Origin of the sequence: Micromonospora arborensis (genome assembly GCF_003205615.1) — a bacterium.
Taxonomy (GTDB): Bacteria; Actinomycetota; Actinomycetes; order Mycobacteriales; family Micromonosporaceae; genus Micromonospora; species Micromonospora arborensis.
The window spans coordinates 26509-43224 of sequence record NZ_PYBV01000017.1; the positions used below are offsets into that span (position 1 = coordinate 26509).

General features: G+C 70.6%; 16 protein-coding genes and 1 tRNA gene. 15 read left to right on the top strand and 2 right to left on the bottom strand.

Features of this window, described 5'->3' with window-relative positions; all coding sequences use genetic code 11:
* Nucleotides 1–140 precede the first annotated feature (140 nt).
* The 7 genes from C7C45_RS14685 to C7C45_RS14715 all read left to right on the top strand — a co-directional run bounded on the left by C7C45_RS14685 (nt 141) and on the right by C7C45_RS14715 (nt 6692).
* On the top strand, nt 141–1040 hold the full coding sequence (locus tag C7C45_RS14685) for a TatD family hydrolase (RefSeq protein WP_110564225.1): 900 nt from the start codon (nt 141–143) through the stop codon (nt 1038–1040).
* 46 nt (nt 1041–1086) lie between these two features.
* Nucleotides 1087–1956, top strand: coding sequence for a 16S rRNA (adenine(1518)-N(6)/adenine(1519)-N(6))-dimethyltransferase RsmA (gene rsmA / locus C7C45_RS14690; protein ID WP_110564226.1), 870 nt, complete (start codon nt 1087–1089; stop codon nt 1954–1956).
* A 32-nt stretch (nt 1957–1988) separates the two neighbouring features.
* Nucleotides 1989–2573, top strand: a complete 585-nt coding sequence (locus C7C45_RS14695; protein ID WP_244200385.1) for a Uma2 family endonuclease — start codon at nt 1989–1991, stop codon at nt 2571–2573.
* On the top strand, nt 2570–3520 hold the full coding sequence (locus C7C45_RS14700; RefSeq protein WP_110564227.1) for a 4-(cytidine 5'-diphospho)-2-C-methyl-D-erythritol kinase: 951 nt from the start codon (nt 2570–2572) through the stop codon (nt 3518–3520). Before C7C45_RS14695 ends, C7C45_RS14700 begins: the two co-directional genes overlap by 4 nt.
* Nucleotides 3521–3632: 112 nt before the next feature.
* Nucleotides 3633–5438 (top strand): ABC-F family ATP-binding cassette domain-containing protein, encoded by a 1806-nt coding sequence (locus tag C7C45_RS14705; RefSeq protein ID WP_110564228.1) that lies wholly within the window; start codon nt 3633–3635, stop codon nt 5436–5438.
* A gap of 102 nt (nt 5439–5540) precedes the next feature.
* Nucleotides 5541–5996, top strand: coding sequence for a DUF4383 domain-containing protein (locus tag C7C45_RS14710; protein ID WP_110564229.1), 456 nt, complete (start codon nt 5541–5543; stop codon nt 5994–5996).
* A gap of 219 nt (nt 5997–6215) precedes the next feature.
* Entirely contained in the window at nt 6216–6692 is a 477-nt protein-coding gene (locus tag C7C45_RS14715; RefSeq protein ID WP_110564230.1) for a DUF4383 domain-containing protein, read from the top strand.
* Nucleotides 6693–6699: 7 nt separating this feature from the next.
* Here the strand turns inward: C7C45_RS14715 and C7C45_RS14720 are convergent, their stop codons facing one another.
* Both C7C45_RS14720 and C7C45_RS14725 read right to left on the bottom strand, forming a co-directional pair.
* Nucleotides 6700–7401 carry a TetR/AcrR family transcriptional regulator gene (locus C7C45_RS14720; RefSeq protein ID WP_110564323.1) on the bottom strand — a complete coding sequence of 234 codons (702 nt, stop codon included), beginning with the start codon at nt 7399–7401 and terminating at the stop codon, nt 6700–6702.
* A 225-nt stretch (nt 7402–7626) separates the two neighbouring features.
* Complete coding sequence (locus C7C45_RS14725) at nt 7627–8592, bottom strand: acyl-CoA desaturase (RefSeq protein ID WP_110564231.1); 966 nt, start codon at nt 8590–8592, stop codon at nt 7627–7629.
* 316 nt (nt 8593–8908) lie between these two features.
* Here C7C45_RS14725 and C7C45_RS14730 point away from each other — a divergent pair.
* The 8 genes from C7C45_RS14730 to C7C45_RS14765 all read left to right on the top strand — a co-directional run bounded on the left by C7C45_RS14730 (nt 8909) and on the right by C7C45_RS14765 (nt 16677).
* Nucleotides 8909–8980: transfer RNA gene (locus C7C45_RS14730), tRNA-Gln, on the top strand.
* A 110-nt stretch (nt 8981–9090) separates the two neighbouring features.
* Complete coding sequence (gene glmU, locus C7C45_RS14735; protein ID WP_110564232.1) at nt 9091–10626, top strand: bifunctional UDP-N-acetylglucosamine diphosphorylase/glucosamine-1-phosphate N-acetyltransferase GlmU; 1536 nt, start codon at nt 9091–9093, stop codon at nt 10624–10626.
* A gap of 58 nt (nt 10627–10684) precedes the next feature.
* The gene (locus tag C7C45_RS14740) at nt 10685–11665 is read left to right on the top strand and encodes a ribose-phosphate diphosphokinase (protein WP_030329105.1); all 981 of its coding nucleotides are present in this window, start codon (nt 10685–10687) and stop codon (nt 11663–11665) included.
* Nucleotides 11666–12006: 341 nt separating this feature from the next.
* Nucleotides 12007–12696 carry a 50S ribosomal protein L25/general stress protein Ctc gene (locus tag C7C45_RS14745; RefSeq protein WP_110564233.1) on the top strand — a complete coding sequence of 230 codons (690 nt, stop codon included), beginning with the start codon at nt 12007–12009 and terminating at the stop codon, nt 12694–12696.
* An 88-nt stretch (nt 12697–12784) separates the two neighbouring features.
* Complete coding sequence (gene pth, locus C7C45_RS14750; RefSeq protein WP_110564234.1) at nt 12785–13375, top strand: aminoacyl-tRNA hydrolase; 591 nt, start codon at nt 12785–12787, stop codon at nt 13373–13375.
* Nucleotides 13376–13531: 156 nt separating this feature from the next.
* A complete protein-coding gene (locus tag C7C45_RS14755; RefSeq protein WP_110564235.1) occupies nt 13532–14362 on the top strand; it encodes an inositol monophosphatase family protein in 831 nt (276 codons plus the stop codon).
* Nucleotides 14363–14437: 75 nt separating this feature from the next.
* The gene (cysD, locus tag C7C45_RS14760; RefSeq protein WP_110564236.1) at nt 14438–15349 is read left to right on the top strand and encodes a sulfate adenylyltransferase subunit CysD; all 912 of its coding nucleotides are present in this window, start codon (nt 14438–14440) and stop codon (nt 15347–15349) included.
* Nucleotides 15349–16677: a sulfate adenylyltransferase subunit 1 gene (locus tag C7C45_RS14765; protein ID WP_110564237.1), complete on the top strand. Its 1329-nt coding sequence runs from the start codon at nt 15349–15351 to the stop codon at nt 16675–16677. The genes cysD and C7C45_RS14765 overlap by 1 nt, the downstream gene beginning before the upstream one ends.
* Nucleotides 16678–16716: the final 39 nt, after the last annotated feature.

The window sequence follows — 16716 nt, forward strand, 5'->3', positions numbered from 1 at the left end:
GCCGTCACCTCCCTCTGCTCGGTGAGATGGGGACCGTCCCGCTGTCGCGTCGGCCCGGTGGCGCACTGGGGACGGTAGAGTCGCGCGGCGTAGCCGGGGTGAACGTCGGGTGGCGGGCAGATGGACAGCCCCGGTGTGTGATGCTGTCGCTGATGAGCGAGCCGACTGAATCCCGTCGAGAGCGTGCCGCGCGGCGGGCCGGAGAGTTTCCGCCCGCCCCCGAGCCGCTGCCCCGGCCCGTGCTGGACAGCCACACCCACCTGGACATCACGGTCAGCGAGGCCGGTGTGCCCGGCGGCGGGCCGGCCGACGACCCGGTCGCCGTGGCGATCGCGTTGGCCACCAAGGTCGGCGTGGACCGCCTGGTCCAGGTGGGGGTGGACGTCGCTTCCTCCCAGTGGGGCGCGGACACCGCCGACCGGCACCCCGCCGTGCTGGCCACGGTGGCGCTGCACCCGAACGAGGCACCCCGGTTGGACGACCTCGACGAGGCGTTGCGGGAGATCGAGTCACTCGCCGCCCGTGACCGGGTCCGGGGGATCGGCGAGACCGGAATGGACTTCTTCCGGACCGGCGACGAGGGGCGTGCCGCGCAGGAGGAGAGTTTCCGGGCACACATCGCGATCGCGAAGCGGTACGGCAAGACGCTGGTCATCCACGACCGGGACGCGCACTCCGACGTGCTGCGGGTCCTCGACGACGAGGGCGCTCCGGAGCGGGTGGTGCTGCACTGCTTCTCCGGTGACGCGGATTTCGCCCGTGAGTGCGTCCGGCGCGGCTACCTGCTCAGCTTCGCCGGCACCGTCACCTTTGGCAGCGCCACCGCGTTGCGCGAGGCCGCCGCGCTCACCCCCATGGACCAGATCCTGGTGGAGACCGACGCCCCGTACCTCACCCCGACGCCGCACCGCGGCCGGCCGAACGCCTCGTACCTGATCCCGGTCACCGTCCGCGCGCTGGCCGCGACCACCGGCAGCGACCTGGACGAGCTGTGCGCGGCCATCTCCGCCAACGGCGACCGGGTCTTCGGCCCGTGGTGAGCCCGGCCCGACGGTCGGCCCCGACGACGCCGCTACGCTGCCAGGCATGACCGGTCTCCTCGGCCCGGCGGAGATCCGGGAACTCGCCGCCCGGCTGGGCGTCGCGCCCACCAAGAAGCTGGGCCAGAACTTCGTGCACGACCCGAACACGGTGCGCCGAATCGTCAACGCCGCCGGCCTGACCCCCGACGACGTGGCCCTGGAGGTCGGGCCGGGGCTCGGCTCGCTCACCCTGGGCCTGCTGCCCGTCGCCGGGCACGTCCACGCCGTGGAGATCGACCCGGTGCTCGCCGGGGCGCTGCCGGAGACCGCCGCGCGGCACGCCGGGGCCGATGCCGGCCGGCTCACCGTGCACCGCGCCGACGCGCTGCGCATCGACGCCGCCGCGCTGGCGGACCCGCCACCGACCGCGCTGGTGGCGAACCTGCCCTACAACGTGGCCGTGCCCGTGGTGCTGCACCTGCTCGCCGTGCTGCCCACCCTGCGGCACGGCCTGGTGATGGTGCAGAAGGAGGTCGCCGACCGGCTCGTCGCCGGTCCCGGCTCCAAGGTGTACGGCATCCCGTCGGTCAAGCTCGCCTGGTACGCCCAGGCCCGGGGCGCCGGCCGGGTGCCCCCGAACGTGTTCTGGCCGGTCCCCAACGTCGACTCCGGCCTGGTCGCCTTCACCTGCCGCGAACCACCCCGAGCCGACGTACCGCGGGAAGCGGTCTTCGCGGTGGTCGACGCGGCGTTCGCGCAGCGGCGCAAGACGCTGCGGGCCGCGTTGGCCGGCTGGGCCGGCGGCCCGGACCGGGCCGCCGCCGCCCTCACCGCGGCGGGCGTCGACCCCGGTGCCCGGGGGGAGTCACTGACCGTCGAGCAGTTCACCGCCATCGCCGCGTCGGCTCCGGTCGGTACGCGGGCCGCGAAGTAGGCTGACGCCGTGCCCGCCGAGGAGGTGTACGAGTGACCGCGCAGCCGATCGAGCCCGCCGCCCAGGGGATGTGGACCCCGGACCCCATCCGGCAGCGACTGGCCAACCACACCATCGAGGACGTGCTGGCCCTGCCCGACGACGCCCCCCGCGTCGAGCTACGTGACGGAGTCCTCGTCGTGGTTCCCTCCCCGACCATTGGTCATCAGAACATCGGCAACCTGTTGTGGATGTGGTTGCGGCAGCACGCGCCGGTCGACCTGACGCCGGCCACCGCCGTCGGGGTAGCGATCAACTACCGGAACTCGCTCGAACCCGACGTCGTGCTTCTCAAGCGTCCGGTGGCGGCCGACCACCACTACTTCGAGGCTGAGCAGGTCATGCTGGCCGTCGAGGTTGTCTCGCCCGGCACGCGTCGGCGGGACCGGCTGGAGAAGCCGGCCGACTACGCCGATGCCGGGATCCCGCACTACTGGCGGATCGAGCAGAATCCGGTGCACGTGTACGCGTACGACCTGGTCGACGGCCGGTACGAGCTGGCCGCCGACTCTGCCGAGGAGTTGATCGTGGCCAAGCCGTTCGACATTCGTCTGCGCGTACGGGACATCACCCCGTGACCGAGGCCTGGCGACCGGACGGCGAGGACGAGCGACGCGGGGCCATCGGCCCGGTAAAGGTCCGGGTGCCGGCGAAGGTCAATCTGCACCTCGGGGTGGGCCCGCTGCGCCGGGACGGCTTCCACGAGCTGAACACGGTCTACCACGCCATCTCGATCTACGACGAGCTGACGGCCCGCCGCGGTGACACCCTCGCCCTGACCATGGAGGGCGAGGGCACCGGTGAGCTGGCGTTGGACGACACCAACCTGGTGATCCGCGCGGCGCACGCCCTCGCCGGGTACGCGGGGGTGCTGCCGCACGCCCGACTGCACCTGCGCAAGCAGATCCCCCTCGCCGGTGGGCTGGCCGGCGGTAGCGCCGACGCGGCCGCCACGCTGGTGGCCTGCGACGCGCTCTGGGGCACCGGGCTGTCCCGCGACGAGTTGGCCGGGATCGCCGCTGACCTCGGCTCCGACGTGCCCTTCCTGATCTACGGCGGCACCGCGCTGGGCACCGGCCGGGGCGAGGCGATCAGCCCCGTGCTGGCTCGCCCCACCTCCTGGCACTGGGTGGTGGCGGTCGCCGACGGCGGCCTCAGCACCCCGGCCGCGTACCGCGAGTTGGATCGGCTCCGCGATGCTGGGACCGCTGGTGCCCCGCTGGGCAGCACTGACGCGCTGCTGGGCGCGTTGCGCCAGCGTGACCCCCGGGTGCTCGCCCGGACGCTCGGCAACGACCTCCAGGACGCCGCGCTGGCCATGCGCCCGGCGCTGGCCGACACCCTCAAGGCCGGTGAGGCGGCCGGCGCGCTCACCGGCATCGTCTCCGGCTCCGGGCCGACCTGCGTGTTCCTCGCCGCCGACGAGGCAGACGCGGAGCGGATCGCCGCCGAGCTGACTGCCGCGGGCGTGTGCCGGGAGGCCCGGGTCGCGCACGGTCCGGTCGCCGGCGCTCGCGTCGGCTGACGGCGCGTCCCACCGGGCGCGCGGCGCGGCCATCCATGTCGTCCGCGTACCCTTGGGTCAGGCGTCCAGGTGCCCGCCGGCACCGGGACGCTTTGATCATGAAGGGTGGAATGTGGCGAACATCGTCAATCTGGACCGGGTGTCCAAGGGGTACGGCGCCGCCGGGCGGCTGCTCACGGACGTCTCGCTCGGCCTGGACGACGCCGACCGGATCGGCGTGGTCGGCCTCAACGGCGCCGGCAAGTCCACCCTGCTGCGGCTGCTCACCAAGCAGGAGGACCCCGACGACGGCCGGGTGACCCACCGCCGTGACCTGCGCGTGCTCTGGCTGCCGCAGCAGCTCACGCTCGCCCCCGACGCCACCGTCCGGGACGTGGTGCTCGGGACCGCCTGGCTCGCCGAGGGCATGGGCGCCGAGCACGAGTGGGCCGGCGACGCCGGGGTGCGGGCCATCCTCGACGGCCTCGGTATGCCGCATCTCGGCCTCGACCAGCCGGTCGGCCCGATGTCCGGTGGCGAACGCCGGAGGGTGGCGCTCGCCGCGCTGCTCGTCCGCGACTGCGACCTGCTCATCCTCGACGAGCCCACCAACCACCTCGATGTCGGCGGTGTCGACTGGCTGGCCCGGCACCTGGTCGGCCGCAAGGGCGCCCTGGTCGTGGTCACCCACGACCGGTGGTTCCTGGACGCGGTCTGCACCAACACCTGGGAGGTCGCCGACCAGACCGTCCGCGCCTACGAGGGTGGTTTCGCCGCCTGGACCCTCGCCCGTGCCGAGCGCGAACGCGTCGCCGCCGCCACCGAGGCCCGCCGGCAGAACCTGCTCCGCAAGGAGATCGCCTGGCTGCGCCGTGGCCCGCCCGCCCGGACCTCCAAGCCCCAGTTCCGCATCGACGCCGCGAACGCGTTGATCGCCGACGTGCCGCCGGCGCGCGACACCATGTCGCTGCAGCGCATGGCCACCTCCCGTCTCGGCAAGCAGGTGTACGACCTGGAGAACGTCGAGCTGCACGCCGGCCCCAAGGAGATCCTGCGCGACGTCACCTGGCTGGTCGGCCCGGGCGACCGGATCGCCATCCTCGGTGCCAACGGCGCCGGCAAGACCACGTTGCTGCGGATGCTGGCCGGCATCACCCGCCCCGACGGTGGCCGTCTCGGCACCGGCTCCACCGTGCGGCCCGCATTCCTCTCCCAGGAGCTCAGCGAGCTGCCCGGGCACCTGCGGGTGCTCGAAGCCGTCGAGGAGGTCGCCCGCAGGGTGCAACTCGGCGACCGGGAGGTCTCGGCCGCGCAGCTCGCCGAGGTGTTCGGCTTCGACGACCGCCGACTCTGGACCCCGGTCAGTGACCTCTCCGGTGGGGAACGCCGCCGGTTGCAGATGCTGCGGCTGCTCGCCGGCGAGCCCAACGTGCTGCTCTTCGACGAGCCCACCAACGACCTGGACACCGACACCCTCGCCGCGCTGGAGGACCTGCTCGACTCGTGGCCCGGCACGATCATCGTGGCGAGCCACGACCGCTACCTGATCGAGCGGGTCACCGACACGGCGTACGGGATGTTCGGCGACGGCCGGTTGGTGCACCTGCCGGGCGGTGTGGATGAGTACCTCGCCCGGACCGCGGAGCGGGCCGGATTCTCACGGCCGGGCGGCACGTCGCCCTCCGCGCCCGCCGCTTCCTCGGGAGGCGGCATGTCCGCCGCCGAGGTCCGTCAGGCGCGCAAGGACCTGACCCGGCTGGAACGGCAGCTCAGCAAGCTCGACCAGCGCGAGACCACGCTGCTCGATCAGCTCGCGGCGGACGCCACCGACTACGCCCGGGTCGCCGATCTGGATGCCCAGCTCAAGGATCTGCGCGCCGAGCGGGAGCGGATCGAGGAGAGCTGGATGACGCTCGCCGAGGAGCTTCCCGAGAGCTGACCGGGCCGAACGCGCCGGCCCGGGGGCCGTGTGCGGCGTCACACCGCCACATGCGGGACAATCGTCGGCGACACCTCACCCCACGGCGTTGGAGACACAGACATGGCCCACACCCCCGTCAACCATCCCGCGCGGCCGGTCTACCGGGCGATCGGCGGGCTGACCGGTCTGTACCTGGTGGTCTTCGGTGTGCTCGGCATCATCGCGAGCACCGGCAACGAGATCCTCGCCCAGGACGACACCCGGGTCCTCGGTCAGGGCACCAACCTCGGCTTCTCGCTGCTCACCGTTCTGCTCGGGATCGTCGTGCTGGTCGGCACCGCGCTCGGCCGCAACATCGACGTGGCGATCAACCAGTGGCTGGCGTACGCCCTGATGGTGGTGAGCCTGGCCGGTCTGGCGTTCATCCGGACCGACGCCAACATCTTCAACTTCAGCATCGTCACCGTCATGGTCGTGATGGCGACCGCTCTGGTGCTGCTGGTGGTCGGCATGTACGGCAAGGTCGGGTCGGACGAGGAGGCGGAGGCTTTCCAGAAGGCTCGGCTTGTGCTCTGAGCTTCCCGAGTTTGGTTGCCGTTGTGGGTTTTCGCCGGAGCCCGAGCTGCTCCGGGCGGTCAGGCTTGATCCCTGCGCAGCTCGGGCTCCGGCGAAAACCTGACCTGGTCCTGCCATTCGGCGGACCCTTCCGGCTTTGGGGTTCTTCGGACAGTTGGCTCTGCCTTGGGTGACAATCCTCCTGAAACGGTCTAACTCAGGTGGACGGGGATCAGGGGTATGCCGCACTTTCCGGTGAACCATCCGGCACGGCCGCTCTACCGGGTCCTCTCCGGCCTGATCGGCGTCTACATCCTGGTCTTCGGCGTCTGGGGCATCGCCGAGACGATCGGCGACCCGCTCTTTGACCGAAGCAGCACCTGGGCCCTCGGGCTCCGCACCAACCTGGCCTTCTCGCTCGCCTCGGTGGTCTTCGGAGTGGTCCTGATCATCGGGGCTTCGCGGCGTACCAACCTCGGCCACTACATGAACCTCACCGCCGGGGTGGTGTTCCTGGTTACCAGCATCCTGATGATGTCCGTGCTGCAGACCGGAGCGAACTTCCTCAACTTCTCCATGTCGACAGTGGTCGTGTCGATGCTGTTCGGCCTGATCCTGCTCGGCACCGGCCTCTACGACAAGGTCGGCCCACCGGAGCACGCCGCGGCGGAGCTGGAGAACCGCAAACACCCGGTGGCCGACGTGCACCGGCGCTGACCCACGATCAGCGGCGTCGGGCGGTAATCAGCGTCGGCTTCGCCTCCAGGTGCGACAACCCGTTCCACGCCAGGTTGACGAGGTGCGCCGCCACCGTCTCCTTGCGCGGCTTGCGCACCTCCAGCCACCAGCGACCGGTCAGTGCCACCATGCCGACCAGCGCCTGCGAGTACAGCTCGGCGAGCTTCGGGTCGTACCCGCGGCTCTTGAACTCGGCGCCCAGGATGTGCTCGACCTGGTGCGCCACGTCGTTCATCACGCTGCTGAAGTTGGCCGTGCCGGACATCAACGGCGACTCGCGGACCAGCACCCGGAAACCGCTGGTCTCCTCTTCGATGTAGCCCAGCAGGGCCAGGGCCGCCTGCTCCAGCAACTCCCGTGGATGCCCGGCGGTCAACGCCGTGGTGATCCGGTCCAGCAGGGCCCGGACCTCCCGGTCCACCACCACCGCGTAGAGCCCTTCCTTGCCGCCGAAGTGCTCGTACACCACCGGCTTGGAGACCTTGGCGCGGGCCGCGACCTCCTCGATGGAGGTGGCGTCGAAACCGCGCTCGGCGAAGAGTTGCCGCCCGGTCGCGATCAACTGCTCGCGTCGCTGGGCCGCCGGCATGCGGACTCGTGAGGTGGGTTTGGGTTTGGACGTCGGGGCCGGTGTCGGCGGCGTCGTGCGCCGGCCGCCGACACCGTTGCCGTCAGTGACCTCAGGCATGTCGCCGCCTCGCTGGCGCTCGGTGACGCCCTGCCGTGGAATGGTGCTTCCGCTGTGCCCGTTCACGTCGTCGCCTCACTGGCGGGCGGTCCGACCACCCTGCCACGCCGTCCGACCGTACCCGGATCGGGCCCGGCTCCCCCGTGTGTCGAGCCGTCCGGTCCCCCCGCGTGGCTCGATCATCCGGACATCCTGCCAGGCGGCCTCCCGGTGTACCGCCCGGTTTTACCGGGGTGCGACCGGCTTCACCAGTTTGGCGGCGAGTCGTTCGGGCTTCGGCCAGCGCACCTGCGTCGCCGCGCCGGCCTTCTCGAACAACCAGATCACGCGGGCGGAGATGTCCACCTGGCCGCGCAGCACGCCGTGCCGGGCGCTGGTGGGGTCGGCGTGGTGCAGGTTGTGCCAGCTCTCGCCGAACGACAGGATCGCCAGCGGCCAGAAGTTTGACGCGCGGTCGCCCTGGCGCATAGCGAAGGGACGCTCGCCGTAGACGTGGCAGACCGAGTTGATCGCCCAGGTGACGTGGTGCAGCAGGCCGATTCGGACCAGCCCCGCCCAGAAGAACGCGGTCAGCGCGCCCTGCCAGGACCAGGACACCAGGCCGCCGATCAGCGCCGGGCCGAGCAGGGAGATGGCCACCATCGCCGGAAAGAGCCGATCGACCCGGCTGATGTCCCGGTCGGCGATGAGATCCGGCGCGAAACGCTCGCGGTTGGACAGCTCCCGGCGGAACAGCCAGCCCACGTGGGCGTGGAACAGGCCCCGGGTCAACGCCCAGAAGCTGGTGCCGAAGCGCCACGGCGAGTGCGGGTCACCCTCCAGGTCGGAGAAGGCGTGGTGCCGCCGGTGGTCGGCGACCCACTGGATGATCTCGCCCTGCACGGCCAGCGAGCCCGCCACCGCCAGCGTCACCCGCAGCCACCGCTTGGCCTTGAACGAGCCGTGCGTGAAGTAGCGGTGGAAGCCGACGGTGATGCCGAGTCCGGAGACGACGTACCAGACCAGGCCGATGACCACGTCGGTCCAGCCCAGCCAGCCACCCCAGGCCACCGGAACGGCGATCAGCAGGGCGACGAAGGGGATCACCACGAAACCCCAGAGGGCGGCCAGGATGCCGGGGGACTGGCTGCCGTCGGTGAGTGGTTTGGGGCCGGTGCCGGCGGGGTTGGGATCGAGCAGGGCAGTGGACATGGGACCTCGCAGGGGGACGATTGCGATCACGAAGCTACGCCTACGTCACCGTAACTTACGGCACCGTAGATCGCACGGGGAACTTTTGAATGACCCTCGCGTAGCCGCCCAAAACCGCAGGTCAGGACAGTACTGTCGGTGGATGGGCCGGGGCGGATTCCGGCGGTGCAGGCACGGCTCGCAACGACGCGCGGGAGTACGCGGGGTCGCGGCTCGACCGGGTGGGGCGGGATGAACGATGGCGTCCGGCGGGCGGGGCGCTAAGGTGTAGCGCGGGATGCACATCCCCCCTGATGCGACCTGCTCGCATCGTTGATCGGCCGTGGTGTAATTGGCAACACCCGGGTCTTTGGTACCCGTATTTCAGGTTCGAACCCTGGCGGCCGAGCTGCCCACCTACGTCCGTTTTAGGGTCCGGTGGGGGTAACAGGGGATCGCGCCGGACGCCGCGGCTAGCATGGCCGCGAGAGTGTCCGCCGTCCCGACGGGAGCCACGTCGTGCCCCAGCCCCACCTCCGTACCGTCGTCGTGCTCGCCGCCGGTGAGGGCAAGCGGATGAAGTCGACACTGCCCAAGGTGCTGCACCCCCTGCTCGGTCGGACGCTGCTCGGTCACGTGCTGAGCGCCGCCGCGCCGCTGGCCGCGGACCGCACCGTCGTCGTGGTGGGGCACGGCGCCGACCAGGTCCGGGGGCACCTGACCGAGGTCGCCCCGGACGCCACGCCCGTGCTCCAGGCCGAGCAGCTCGGCACCGGGCACGCCGTGCGGATCGCGCTGGAGGCCGTCCCGGACGGCGCCGGCACGGTCGTGGTGATCAATGGGGACGTGCCACTGCTGCGACCCGAGACGGTGGGCGCGTTGGTGACCGCACACGAGGAGGCCGCCGCGGCGGCCACCGTGCTGGCCGCCGAGGTGCCCGACCCGACCGGGCTCGGGCGGATCGTCCGGGACGCTGACGGCCGGCTGGAGCAGATCGTCGAGGAGCGCGACGCCGACGCCGCGCAGCGCGCGATCCGTGAGATCAACGCCGGCATCTACGCGTTCGACGCGGTGCGGTTGCGCGAGGCGCTGAGCAAGCTCTCCACCGACAACGACCAGGGCGAGGAGTACCTGACCGACGTCTTCGGGCTACTCCGCTCCGCCGGCGAGCCGGTGGCGGTGCACGTTGCCGTCGACCACACCGAGACGCTGGGTTGCAACGACCGGGTGGAGCTGGCGACGCTGCGTCGGCTGCTGCGCGACCGGGTCAACGAGGCGTGGATGCGCACCGGCGTGAGCCTGCTGGACCCGGTGACCACCTGGATCGACGTGACGGTGGCACTGGACCGCGACGCCGTGATCGACCAGAACACCCAGCTGCGCGGCGGCACGGTGGTCGGCGCGGGCGCACAGATCGGTCCGGACGTCACGCTGATCGACACGATCGTCGGCCCCGACGCGTCGGTGGTCCGCAGCCACGCCGTCAGCGCCGAGGTCGGCGCGGGCGCCAGCGTCGGGCCGTACGCGTACCTGCGGCCGGCCGCGCGGCTGTCCGACAAGTCCAAGGTCGGCACGTTCGTCGAGGTGAAGAACTCCGAGATCGGCCCGGGCGCGAAGGTGCCGCACCTGACGTACGTGGGCGACGCGACGATCGGCGCGAAGGCCAACATCGGCGCGGCGACGATCTTCGTGAACTACGACGGGGTGAACAAGCACCGGACGGTCGTGGGCGAGGGTGCGTTCGTCGGCTGCGACACGAGCCTGATCGCGCCGGTCGAGGTGGGCGCCGGGGCGTACGTGGCGGCGGGCAGCGCGATCGCTCAGGACGTGCCGCCGGGCGCGCTCGGCGTGACTCGCGCGCCGCAGCGCAACATCGAGGGCTGGGTGGCGCGCAAGCGACCCGGGACGGTCTCCGCGGCGGCGGCCGAGCGTGCGCAGCGCGGTGCCGAGGGTGCGTCGGAGGTGACCGGAGCCGCAAGCGACAGTGAGGCAATGCACGGGGTGGCCGAGACGGTGGGCGGCGCATCCGGCACGGGAGATACTGCAACCGAATAGTCCCTGACCCACCACCACCGGGTCGGGTACCGCCGACATAACGGGAGCAGACGGGCCCATGGGCAGCATCGTCGCGGAAAACCGCAAAAGCCTGATGCTCTTTTCCGGACGTGGCTTTCCGGAGTTGGCCAAGGAGATCGGCGAGGTGCTCGGCGTCGCGCCGACGCCCGCCGACGCGTACGAGTTCGCCAACGGCGAGATCTTCGTACGTTTCAAGGACTCGGTGCGTGGTTCGGACGCCTTCGTGGTGCAGTCCGTCACGCACGGGGTGAACACCTGGGTCATGGAGACCCTGATCATGGTGGACGCGCTGAAGCGGGGGTCGGCCAAGCGGATCACCGTGGTGCTGCCGTTCTACCCGTACGCGCGGCAGGACAAGAAGCACCGGGGTCGGGAGCCGATCTCGGCCCGCCTGGTGGCGGACCTGTTGAAGACGGCCGGAGCGAACCGCATCCTCACCGTCGACCTGCACACCGCGCAGATCCAGGGCTTCTTCGACGGCCCGGTGGATCACCTCTTCGCGATGGACATCCTGGCCGAGTACGTGGAGCACAAGTACGCCGGCCGGCCGATGACCGTGGTGGCGCCGGATTCGGGCCGGGTGCGGGTGGCCGAGCGGTGGACCGACCGGCTGGGCGGCTGCCCACTCGCGTTCATCCACAAGACCCGTGACCCGATGAAGCCGAACCAGGTCGTCGCGAACCGGGTTGTCGGTGAGGTGGAGGGTCGGGTCTGTCTGATCGTCGACGACATGATCGACACCGGCGGCACGATCGCCAAGGCTGCGGACATCCTCAAGGAGTCGGGGGCGGCCGAGATCGTGGTCGCGTCCACCCACGCGCTGCTGTCGGACCCGGCGACCGAGCGGTTGAAGAACAGCTCGATCAGCGAGATCGTGGTGACCAACACGTTGCCGCTGCCCCCGGAGAAGCAGTTGGACAAGCTGACCGTGTTGTCGATCGCGCCGCTGCTGGCGCGAGCGATCCGGGAGGTCTTCGACGACGGCTCGGTGACCACCCTCTTCGGTGGCCTGAGCTGAGCCGCGCTGCGGTGAGCCCCGTTTTCGCCATTTGGCACGCCGGAGGGAACGGGCTGTCAAACTTGTGAAAACGGGGCCGGCGCGCTGGTGGGAGCACCACCGACGCGCCGGTCTGGAGCCGTGATCGGGGACTGCCGGAAACCCTGGAAACAGCTCGGGTAGACTGGTGCGGTTGCCACGGCGAGGGTGCCCGGCGGGCCGCTGAATAGCGCCGCACGGAGGCACCGTCATCGACGCGGTGCTCCGGGCAGTCGTTCATGACGCATGAGCCCCAGCGAGCCCCTCGCCCCAGCACCGCCAGACGACAAGCCGCCGCAGCGAAAAGCATCAGGAGTTTCCCCGTGTCCGAGGTAAAGATCAGCGCCGAGCCCCGCACCGAGTTCGGCAAGGGTGGTGCCCGCCGTACCCGCCGGGCCGGCAAGGTGCCCGCCGTGCTTTACGGCCACGGCGAGAAGCCCAAGCACATCGCGCTGCCGTCGCGGGAGTTCGCTGCGGCGATCCGTAAGGGCGGTGCCAACCAGCTCTTCGCGATCGACATCACCGACGGCACCCAGGTGCTGGCGCTGCCGAAGGCGATCCAGCGCGACCCGATCCGGGACACCTTCGAGCACGTCGACCTGATCCTGGTTCGTCGTGGCGAGAAGGTCACCGTCGAGGTCCCGGTTCAGCTGACCGGCGACGCCGCGAAGGACACGCTGATCGTGCACGACCACGACACCCTTTCGGTGACGGCCGACGCCACCAAGGTTCCGGACCACCTCGAGGCCTCGATCGAGGGCCTGGAGGCGGGCACCCTGGTGACCGCCGGCGACGTCGAGCTGCCGTCCGGCGTCGAGCTGGCCGCCGACTCGGAGCTGACCGTCGCCTCGGTGACCGCCGCTCCCACCGCCGAGCAGCTCGAGGCGACGCTGCCCGAGGTCGAGGTGGCCACCGAGGAGGCCGAGGCCGAGGTTGGCGAGACCACCGAGGGCTCCGAGGGCGCGGACGCCGCCGAGGGCGACGAGACCACCGAGGCGCGCACCGAGGCCTGATCGGTTCGTACTGTGCGGCAGGCGTCCCCGAGTTTTCGGGGGCGCCTGTCGGCGTATCGGGTGGGATGGACGTCGGGAGGGACGGGTCGTGACGGACGAGGCGGGGCCGTGGCTGGTGGTCGGCCTGGGCAACCCGGGTCGGGAGTACGCCGGCAACCGGCACAACGTCGGTTTCATGGTGGCCGATCTGCTGGCCGGGCGGGTGAGTGCCCGCTTCGGGCGACACAAGCGGGCGGTGGCCGAGGTGGCCGAGGCGCGGCTGGGGTTCGGTGGGCCGAAGCTGGTGCTGGTCAAGCCACTGACGTACATGAACCTCTCCGGCGGCCCGGTGGCGGCGCTGGCGCAGTTCTACAAGGTGCCGGCGACGCAGGTGATCGCGGTGCATGACGAGCTGGACATCGGGTTCGGCCAGGTGCGGGTCAAGTTCGGCGGCGGCGAGGGCGGGCACAACGGCCTGCGGTCGATGTCGAAGTCGTTGGGCACGAAGGACTACGCGCGGGTCCGGTTCGGTGTCGGCCGACCGCCGGGGCGGCAGGACCCGGCGGACTACGTGCTGTCGGATTTCGGCGCGGCTGAGCGCAAGGAACTGGATTTCCTGGTGGACCGGGCGGCCGATGTGGTGGAGTCGGTGATCGTCAAGGGTGTGGAGCCGACGCAGAACCTCTACCACGGCGGTTGAGGGGTTTCCCGAGCGTCGCTGACCGGGCGAGGCGTACCGGATCGGAAACGGTGGGCCGGTAGTCTGCGCCTTTCGGCGTGCCGTGACCGGCGACGCGGGTCGCGGCGAATCGGTCCGTGCGGTCACGGGTCGCGGCGAGGCGACGGGAGCGGGCAGATGACCAGTCCTCCGATGATCGATGGCGCATTCGCCCGATGGTTGGCGTCCCGGGCCGGGCAAGCGCTGCTCGACCTGCGCACCGAGATGGGTTTCGCGGACACCGGCGCGCTGAAGTCGGCCGGGGACAAGGTGTCGCACGACCTGATCCGCACGGAGTTGGCGAAGTGGCGGCCGGGCGACACGGTGCTCTCCGAGGAGGACGAGGGTTCGCGGTTGGCCTGGGCGGCCGAGGTGAACACCGGAGCGGTGTCGCGGTTGACCTCGGACCGGGTGTGGATCATCGACCCGTTGGACGGCACCCGGGAGTTCTCCGAGGAGGGCCGCTCGGACTGGGCGGTGCACGTGGCGCTCTGGGCGCGTAACGCGCCGAGCCCGCACGGGCTGGTCGCCGGGGCGGTGGGGCTGCCGGCGCAACACCGGGTGCTGGGCACGGACTACCCGCCGGCGTACCCGCCGATGACGGTGGAGGCCGCGACAGCCGGCGAGCGGAAGATCCGCCTGGCGGCGAGCCGGAGCCGCCCGCCCGTCTTCCTGACCGACCTGGCCGAGGACGTCGGGGCGCATCTGGTGCCGATGGGCTCGGCCGGCGCGAAGATCGCCGCGGTGGTCACCGGCGAGGTGGACGCGTACATCCATGCCGGCGGGCAGTACGAGTGGGACTCGGCGGCCCCGGTGGCTGTGGCGACGGCCACCGGGCTGCACGCTTCCCGGATCGATGGTTCTGCGCTGAAATACAACGAGGCGGATCCACGCCTGCCGGACCTGTTGGTCTGTCGCAAGGATCTCGCCAACCGGTTGCTTGCAGCGCTGCAGAGACATTCCGGGTAGCCTGAGCGCACTTTCTTGACAAGTCCGACCGGAAAGGTCTGGAAATCGGATGAGCGAGCGAATCGAGCCGGTGTCATGACCACCCCGGCGGCATACCGGGTCTCCCACCTGGCCGCCTTGGAGGCGGAGAGCATCTTCGTGATGCGCGAGGTGGTCGCCGAGATGGAACGCCCGGTGCTGCTCTTCTCCGGCGGCAAGGATTCGATCGTCATGCTGCGGCTGGCGCAGAAGGCGTTCGCCCCGGCCAACATCCCCTTCCCCGTCATGCACGTCGACACCGGGCACAACTTCCCCGAGGTCCTGGAATACCGCGACCAGCGGGTCGCCGAGCTGGGGTTGCAGCTCGTGGTGGCGAGCGTGCCGGAGGCCCTGGCGAACGGCCTGGTCCGGGAGTCCGGCGACGGCATGCGCAACCGGATCCAGACGCCGGTGCTGCTGGACGCGGTCGAGAAGCACCGCTTCGACGCGCTGTTCGGTGGCGCCCGACGCGACGAGGAGAAGGCTCGGGCGAAGGAGCGGATGTTCAGCTTCCGCGACGAGTTCGGCCAGTGGGACCCGAAGAACCAGCGACCCGAGCTGTGGTCGCTGTACAACGGTCGGCACCACCCGGGCGAGTCGATCCGGGTCTTTCCGCTGTCCAACTGGACCGAGCTGGACGTCTGGCACTACATCGCACGGGAACGCATTCCGCTGCCCGCGATCTACTACGCGCACGAACGCGAGGTGATCGAACGGGACGGCATGTTCTACGCGGTCAACGAGTTCTTCCGTCCCCGCGCGGGTGAGGAGCGGTTCAAGGCGCAGGTGCGCTACCGCACCGTGGGCGACGCGTCCTGCACCGCCGCCGTCCGTTCCGACGCGGACACCGTGGAGAAGGTCATCGAGGAGGTGGCGGCCACCCGGATCACCGAGCGCGGCGCGACCCGTGGTGACGACCGGGTCAGTGAGGCCGCCATGGAGGACCGCAAGCGGGAGGGCTACTTCTGATGAGCACCGAGATCGTGGCGTCCGCGAATGCGGAGGCCCGGGCTGTTACCGGGGCCGGGCCGGAGGCCCGGGCGATGGACCTGCTGCGGTTCGCCACCGCCGGCAGTGTGGACGACGGGAAGTCGACCCTGATCGGTCGGTTGCTCTACGACACCAAGTCGCTCTTCACCGACCAGTTGGCCGCGGTGGAGGCGGTCAGCGCGGCTCGCGGTGACGAGTACACCGACCTGGCGTTGCTCACCGACGGCCTGCGGGCCGAGCGGGAACAGGGCATCACCATCGACGTGGCGTACCGGTACTTCGCCACCCCGCGGCGCAAGTTCATCATCGCCGACACCCCCGGGCACATCCAGTACACCCGCAACATGGTCACCGGGGCCTCCACCGCCGATCTGGCGTTGATCCTGGTGGACGCGCGCAAGGGCCTGGTCGAGCAGTCCCGCCGGCACGCGTTCCTGTGCTCCCTGCTGCGGGTGCCGCATCTGGTCCTCTGTGTCAACAAGATGGACCTGGTGGACTGGTCGCAGGAGGTCTACGAGCGGATCGCCGACGAGTTCACCGCGTTCGCCGCGAAACTCGACGTACCGGACCTGACCGTGGTGCCGATCTCCGCGTTGCGCGGCGACAACATCGTCACCCGATCGGACAACATGCCCTGGTACGAGGGCCCGTCGCTGCTGCACCACCTGGAGCGGGTGCACATCGCGAGTGACCGAAACCTGGTCGACGTCCGGTTCCCGGTGCAGTACGTGATCCGTCCGCAGTCGACCACGGTCACCGACTACCGTGGCTACGCCGGCCAGGTCGCCTCCGGCGTGCTCAAGCCGGGTGACGAGGTGATGGTGCTGCCGTCCGGCTTCACCAGCCGGATCGCCGCCGTGGAGACCGCCGACGGGCCGGTTCCGGAGGCGTTCCCGCCGATGTCGGTGACGGTACGACTGGCCGACGAGATCGACATTTCGCGGGGTGACCTGATCTGCCGGCCGAACAACGCACCGGCGGTGGCCCAGGACATCGAGGCGATGGTCTGCTGGATGGACGAGACCGCCCCACTGCGGGTCGGCGGCCGGTACGCGATCAAGCACACCACCCGTTCGGCGCGGGCGATCGTGCGCGGGTTGCACTACCGGTTGGACATCAACTCGCTGCACCGCGACGAGTCGGCCGACGAGCTGCGGCTCAACGAGATCGGCCGGGTGCGGCTGCGGACGACCGTGCCGCTGCTCGCCGACGAATACCGCCGTAACCGCACCACCGGAGGCTTCGTCATCATCGACGAGGCCACCAACCGCACGGTCGGCGCCGCCATGATCGTCGAAGCCAGCTGACCCGAACGTCGGGCGGGGGGTCGGCACCTACGCATCGCC

Coding starts and splice junctions, on each gene's coding strand:
- C7C45_RS14685 (WP_110564225.1), top strand. CDS start 141: ATGCTGTCGCTGATGAGCGAGCCGACTGAATCCCGTCGAGAGCGTGCC.
- rsmA (WP_110564226.1), top strand. CDS start 1,087: ATGACCGGTCTCCTCGGCCCGGCGGAGATCCGGGAACTCGCCGCCCGG.
- C7C45_RS14710 (WP_110564229.1), top strand. CDS start 5,541: ATGGCCCACACCCCCGTCAACCATCCCGCGCGGCCGGTCTACCGGGCG.
- C7C45_RS14715 (WP_110564230.1), top strand. CDS start 6,216: ATGCCGCACTTTCCGGTGAACCATCCGGCACGGCCGCTCTACCGGGTC.
- C7C45_RS14720 (WP_110564323.1), bottom strand. CDS start 7,401: ATGCCTGAGGTCACTGACGGCAACGGTGTCGGCGGCCGGCGCACGACG.
- C7C45_RS14725 (WP_110564231.1), bottom strand. CDS start 8,592: ATGTCCACTGCCCTGCTCGATCCCAACCCCGCCGGCACCGGCCCCAAA.
- C7C45_RS14740 (WP_030329105.1), top strand. CDS start 10,685: ATGGGCAGCATCGTCGCGGAAAACCGCAAAAGCCTGATGCTCTTTTCC.
- C7C45_RS14755 (WP_110564235.1), top strand. CDS start 13,532: ATGACCAGTCCTCCGATGATCGATGGCGCATTCGCCCGATGGTTGGCG.
- cysD (WP_110564236.1), top strand. CDS start 14,438: ATGACCACCCCGGCGGCATACCGGGTCTCCCACCTGGCCGCCTTGGAG.
- C7C45_RS14765 (WP_110564237.1), top strand. CDS start 15,349: ATGAGCACCGAGATCGTGGCGTCCGCGAATGCGGAGGCCCGGGCTGTT.